Source organism: Mesorhizobium sp. M8A.F.Ca.ET.021.01.1.1 (genome assembly GCF_003998025.1).
Taxonomy (GTDB): domain Bacteria; phylum Pseudomonadota; class Alphaproteobacteria; order Rhizobiales; family Rhizobiaceae; genus Mesorhizobium.
Genome location: NZ_RZSJ01000351.1, coordinates 1 through 6,320, shown reverse-complemented (window position 1 = coordinate 6,320; position 6,320 = coordinate 1). Strand labels below are relative to the sequence as shown.

Below are 6,320 nucleotides of genomic sequence, written 5' to 3'. Positions count from 1 at the left end.
GCTAGTCAGACCGGCAATTCGCGCCCTTGGAAATGTCTTCCGGCACGGGCGCATCCGCAAACAATTCGCACGCATAACAATTCGCATCGGAGCACTGCCATGACGGGTAGCAAGGACTATGTGGTCGCCGACATCTCGCTTGCCGGCTGGGGCCGCAAGGAACTCGATATAGCCGAGACCGAAATGCCGGGCCTGATGGCCTGCCGCGAGGAATTCGGCGCCAAGAAGCCGCTCAAGGGCGCGCGCATCACCGGCTCGCTGCACATGACCATCCAGACGGCGGTGCTGATCGAGACGCTGAAGGTGCTCGGCGCCGATATCCGCTGGGCTTCCTGCAACATCTTCTCGACCCAGGATCACGCCGCCGCGGCGATTGCCGAGGCCGGCATTCCGGTCTTCGCCGTCAAGGGCGAAAGCCTCGAACAGTACTGGGACTACACCGACAGGATCTTCCAGTGGGCCGATGGCGGCCTCTCCAACATGATCCTCGATGATGGCGGCGACGCCACCATGTATATCCTGATCGGCGCCCGCGCCGAGGCCGGCGAGGACGTGCTGTCCAATCCGCAGAGCGAGGAAGAGGAATATTTCTACGCGCAGGTCAAGAAGCGCCTGAAGGCTTCGCCGGGCTTCTTCACCAAGCAGAAGGAAGCGATCCGCGGCGTCACCGAAGAGACGACTACCGGCGTCAACCGGCTCTACCAGCTGCAGAAGAAGGGCCTGCTGCCCTTCCCCGCCATCAACGTCAACGACTCGGTGACCAAGTCGAAGTTCGACAACAAATATGGCTGCAAGGAATCGCTGGTCGACGGCATCCGCCGCGGCACCGACACGATGATGGCCGGCAAGGTCGCGGTCGTCTGCGGCTATGGCGATGTCGGTAAAGGCTCGTCGGCCTCGCTCAAGGGCGCGGGCGCCCGCGTCAAGGTCACCGAAGTCGACCCGATCTGCGCGCTGCAGGCGGCGATGGACGGTTTTGAAGTGGTCACGCTGGAAGATGCGGCACCGACCGCCGACATCGTCATCACCACCACCGGCAACAAGGATGTCGTCACTCTCGACCATATGCGCTCGATGAAGGACATGGTGATCGTCGGCAACATCGGCCATTTCGACAACGAGATCCAGGTCGCGTCGCTGCGCAATCTGAAGTGGACCAATGTCAAGCCGCAGGTCGACATGATCACCTTCCCGGACGGCAAGCGGATGATCCTCCTGTCGGAGGGCCGCCTGCTCAATCTCGGCAACGCCACCGGCCATCCGAGCTTCGTCATGTCGGCATCCTTCACCAACCAGGTGCTGGCCCAGATCGAGCTCTACACCAAGGGTGAGCAGTACCAGAACCAAGTCTATGTGCTGCCCAAGCATCTCGATGAGAAGGTCGCGCGCCTGCATCTCGACAAGCTCGGCGCCCGCTTGACCGAGCTGTCGGGCGAGCAGGCCGCCTATATCGGCGTCACGCCGCAGGGTCCGTTCAAGCCGGAACACTACCGCTATTAACCAAAGCCGAATTTACTACAAGATATTGATGCCGGGCGATTGACTTTTCGCCCGGCTTTATTTTTGCGCCGAATGATTCTTCACGCCGATTCCAGCAGGCGCTATTGTTGTGATTCGCGGGTCCAGGGGCGAGGACCGGCGCACGCGTCAGGGCGGTCTTGCATTCAGGCGGCGAAGAGGACCAAGACATGCCGGGGGAAAACCCGCTTCACGCGGGACAGGCCGTTTCCGGCGGCCACGATGATTCAGGGACCATGGGCTGCGCCACACGCGGCGAGCGCCTTTCCTGGCGCGCCCGTGCGGGATTGCTCCTTGCCGGTTCCGCGCTTGCCTGCCCCTTGCAGGGGGCGGTCGCGCATGCCCAGGCGGTCGGCGCCGCGGTGGCCGGTCTTTCGATCAGCACCGTCGAGGTCGTACAACTGGCGGTGTTCGTCGGCGTAACGGGTACGGCATTCCTGTCGGCCATCGTTCTCATCCGCGAACGAGCGCGTACCTCGGCGGAGAATGTCGAGCTGAGAAGCCGCGTCGCCGATGTCAGCGCGGCATTGCGGCGTTCGGAAGCGCTGCTCAATTTGCGCGACCAGCGTGTCGTCGTCTGGGCCTCGGAAAACAAGAAGCCCGAACTCATCGGCACATTGCCGACCGAAAGCGGCGCGCCGGAGGAACGGGCCGCGTTCCTCGCCTTTGGCCGCTGGCTGATGCCGCGTTCGGCGGCGGCACTCGAACATGCCGTGGCGGGTTTGCGCGAAAAAGGCAGGCCGTTCGACCTGGTGATCGAATCCCAGGCCGGCGCTCCATTGGAGGTGCATGGCCGCAAGAGCGCGGCCCATGTGCTGGTGCGGTTTGTCTCGCTGTCCGAGACACAGCGCAGCCAGGCCCGGCTCAAGATCGACAACCAGCGGCTGGCCGCTGACCATGACACGATGATCGGCCTGCTCGAAGCGCTGAAGATGCCGGCATGGCTGCGTGACGAGCATGGCCGCCTGAAATGGGTGAACCGGGCCTATGCCGACGCCGTCGAAGCCGAGAGCGCGGAAGCCGCCGTGCGCGGCGCCAAGGAGTTCCTCGGCGGCCAGGCGCGCGACGCCATCGCCACGCAGCACAAATCGCATCCGGTGTTCGAGCAGTCGCTGTCGACGGTGATCGAAGGCGACCGCCGCGTGTTCGCCGTGACCGACTTTGCCGGCGCCGACGGTTCGGCCGGCCTTGCCTGCGACACCAGCGCCATCGAGGCCATCCGCGGCGAATATGAGCGGACTGTGCGCAGCCACGCCGATACGCTCGACCAGCTCAACACCGCGGTCGCCATCTTCGACACCGACGAGAAGCTGCGCTTCTTCAACCAGGCTTTCCAGAAACTGTGGGGGCTCGACAGCGGCTTCCTGCACAGCGCGCCCGACAACGCCCTTTTGCTCGACCGGCTGCGCAGCGAGGGCAAGATCGCCGAACAGCCGGAATGGCGCCGCTGGAAGGAAGGCCTGCTCGGCGCCTACCGCGCCGTCGAATCGCAGGAGCACTGGTGGCATCTGCCGGACGGCAAGACGATCCGTGTCGTTGCCAATCCGCAACCCAAGGGCGGCGTCACCTGGGTGTTCGAGAACCTGACCGAGAAGATGGATCTCGAAAGCCGCTACCGCACCGCGGTTCGGGTCCAGGGCGAAACGCTCGACAATCTGGCGGAAGGCGTCGCGGTGTTCGGCCCCGACGGCCGGCTGCGCCTGTCGAACCCGGCCTTCGCCACGCTGTGGGGGTTGGACGCGGAAGCCGCCAAGCCCAATGTGCACGTATCGGCCATACGCGAGCTCTCCGACCGACAAGCGGTCGAGAGCCCCTGGCCCGGCTTCGTCGCCGCCATCACCGGCTTCGACGACGAGCGCCGCGACCGCCACGGCCAGACCGAGCTCAACAACGGCACCGTGCTGCGGTACGCCGTGATTCCGCTGCCCAACGGGCAAGTGATGATGACCTTCGTCGACGTTACCGACAGCGTCCACGTCGAACGCGCGCTCAAGGACAGGAACGAGGCGCTCGAGAAATCGGACCAGCTCAAGAACGAATTCGTCCAGCATGTGTCCTATGAACTGCGTTCGCCGCTGACCAACATCATCGGCTTCACCGAGCTGCTGTCGCTGCCGGCAACCGGCCCGTTGACGCAGAAGCAGCGCGAATATGTCGAGCATGTCGGCTCGTCCTCCTCGGTGCTGCTGACCATCGTCAATGACATACTGGACCTTGCGACCGTCGATGCCGGCATCATGCAGCTCGACATTTCCGAAGTGCATGTCGACCGCACCATCGCGGCCGCCGCCGAGCTTGTCGCCGACCGGCTGGAGGAGCATTCGATCCGGCTTGCGGTCGACGCCGCCGCCGCGCCGAAGACGTTCCATGGCGACGAAACCCGCATCCGCCAGATCCTCTACAATCTGCTGAGCAACGCCGCCAATTACGCGCCGGAGGCCAGCACCATCCGGCTGGCCTGCCGCCAGCTGGCGGACGGAGTCGAGTTCTCGGTTCACGACGACGGGCCCGGCATGCCGCCTGATGTGCTCGATTCGGTGTTCCGCCGCTTCGAGCCGCGCACCAATGGCGGCCGCCGCCGCGGCGCCGGCCTCGGCCTGTCGATCGTCAAGAGCTTTGTCGAACTGCATGGCGGCGCCGTTCGCATCGAAACCGGCAAGGACAAGGGCACGACCGTCATCTGCACCTTTCCCGACATGCCGGGTATCCGCGCAGCGGCCGAGTAGCGCGCTCGATGACGGAACCGGTGCTGGAGCGTTTGCTCGCCGACGAGACCCAGACGGCGCGACTGGGCGAGGATCTGGCGCTGGCGCTGCGCGTCGGCGACGTGCTGGCGCTCAAGGGCGATCTCGGCGCCGGCAAGTCGACGCTGGCAAGAGCGCTCATCCGAACACTGGCCGACGATGCCGATCTCGAAGTGCCGAGCCCGACCTTCACGCTGGTTCAGAGCTACGACACACGCATCCCGGTCCATCATTTCGATCTCTACCGCCTGTCCTCGGCGGCCGAGCTCGACGAGCTCGGCTTCGAGGAAGCAATCGCGCAAGGTGCCGCCCTCATCGAGTGGCCCGAACGGGCTGAGGGCTATTTGCCCAAGACGACGGTGCTGATCGAACTCGTCCAGCACGGCGAGGGCCGGCTGGCGCGCCTGTCGGGGCAAGGCGCGAGCTTCGACCGTGTGGCGCGCTCGCTGGCCATGCGCGGCTTCCTCGACAACGCCGGATGGGGGCAAGCGCGGCGCCGGCATTTCATCGGCGATGCCTCGGCCCGCTCCTACGAGATCGTCTCGCTTGCCGGCGAGGCGCCGCGAGTGCTGATGAATTCGCCGCGGCTGGTGCTCGGCCCTCCCGTGCGCGACGGCAAGCCCTATGCCGTGATCGCCCACACCGCGCAGTCGGTGTCGGCTTTCGTCGCCATCGACCGTGCGCTGCAGGCTGCCGGCGTCGCGGTGCCCAGGATTGACGCGCAGGATCTCGACCAGGGCTTCCTGCTGCTCGAGCATCTGGGCTCGGAAGGCTTTCTCGCCGGCAATGGCGAGCCAGTCGCCGAACGCTACGAGGCAGCGGCCGAACTGCTTGCCATGATGCATGGCAAGACCTGGCCGCCCCGCATGGAGGCGGCACCCGGCGTCGTCCATGACGTGCCGCCATTCGATCGCGACGCCATGCTGATCGAGGCGGACCTGCTGATCGACTGGTACGTGCCGGCGATATCGGGCGGCCCGGCGAGCGACGCGCTGCGTTCCGGCTACCACAGGACATGGAACGCGCTTCTCGACCGGCTGCAAGGCAGCGAATACACGTTGATGTTGCGCGACTTCCATTCACCCAACATCATCTGGCGCGGCGAGCGGTCCGGCCTCGACCGGCTCGGCATCGTCGACGTGCAGGACGCGCTGATCGGTCCCGCCGCCTATGATGTCGCCTCGCTTGCCATGGACGCCCGCGTCACCATCCCGCCCGAGATCGAGAAGCGGACGCTTGCTGCCTATGTCGCGGCGCGTCACAAAGCCGGCGGCTTCGATGAAGCAGGCTTCCTCGAAGCCTACGCAATCATGGCCGCACAACGCAATTCCAAGATCCTGGGCATTTTCGTGCGCCTCGAAAAACGCGACGGCAAACCCTATTATCTCAAGCACCTGCCGCGCATCCGCGACTATCTCAGGCGGGCGCTGTCGCATCCCGCGCTCGCCGAGCTGCGAGATTTCTACGGCGCGCACGGGTTGCTGGAGGAACGAGCGCTGTGACAATGAGACCGGACATCGCCATCGTACTTGCCGCGGGGCTTGGCAAGCGCATGCGGCCGATCACCGACACCATCCCCAAACCGCTGGTTCGGATCGCCGGCAAGACGCTGCTCGACTGGGGCCTCGACAGCCTGGCCGCGGCCGGCGTCGGCACGGCGGTGGTCAATGTCCATTACCTTCCCGAACAGATCGTCGCCCATGTCGCCGCGCGCCGCGCGCCGCGCATCGTCATTTCCGATGAAAGCGACCGGCTGCTCGATTCCGCCGGCGGCATCGTCAAGGCGCTGCCGGAACTCGGCCAACAGCCGTTCTACATCCTCAACGCCGATACATTCTGGATCGACCACGGCCCGCTCAATCTCAGGCGGCTCGCCCTTGCATGGGACGCGGCGAAAATGGATATTCTGCTGATGCTGGCGGATCTCCATCAGGCGACAGGCCATTGTGGCAGCACCGATTTCCTGGTGGCGCCGGACGGCGCGCTGCGGCGTTCGAAAGGCGATCCTGCCGGCCTGATCTATGCCGGCGCCGCGATCATCCATCCGCGCCTGTTCAA

General features: G+C 65.1%; 4 protein-coding genes. All 4 read left to right on the top strand.

Annotation, left to right across the window (positions count from 1 at the left end):
• Positions 1–99 precede the first annotated feature (99 nt).
• Complete coding sequence (ahcY, locus tag EOA36_RS23455) at positions 100–1,500, top strand: adenosylhomocysteinase (protein WP_127279621.1); 1,401 nt, start codon at positions 100–102, stop codon at positions 1,498–1,500.
• Between the two features lie 188 nt (positions 1,501–1,688).
• Positions 1,689–4,244: a PAS domain-containing sensor histidine kinase gene (locus tag EOA36_RS23450; protein ID WP_127279620.1), complete on the top strand. Its 2,556-nt coding sequence runs from the start codon at positions 1,689–1,691 to the stop codon at positions 4,242–4,244.
• Between the two features lie 8 nt (positions 4,245–4,252).
• Complete coding sequence (gene tsaE, locus EOA36_RS23445) at positions 4,253–5,764, top strand: tRNA (adenosine(37)-N6)-threonylcarbamoyltransferase complex ATPase subunit type 1 TsaE (RefSeq protein ID WP_127279619.1); 1,512 nt, start codon at positions 4,253–4,255, stop codon at positions 5,762–5,764.
• Positions 5,765–5,766: 2 nt separating this feature from the next.
• Positions 5,767–6,320: nucleotidyltransferase family protein (locus EOA36_RS23440; RefSeq protein ID WP_189553327.1), on the top strand; the 554-nt coding region annotated here is incomplete at its 3' end.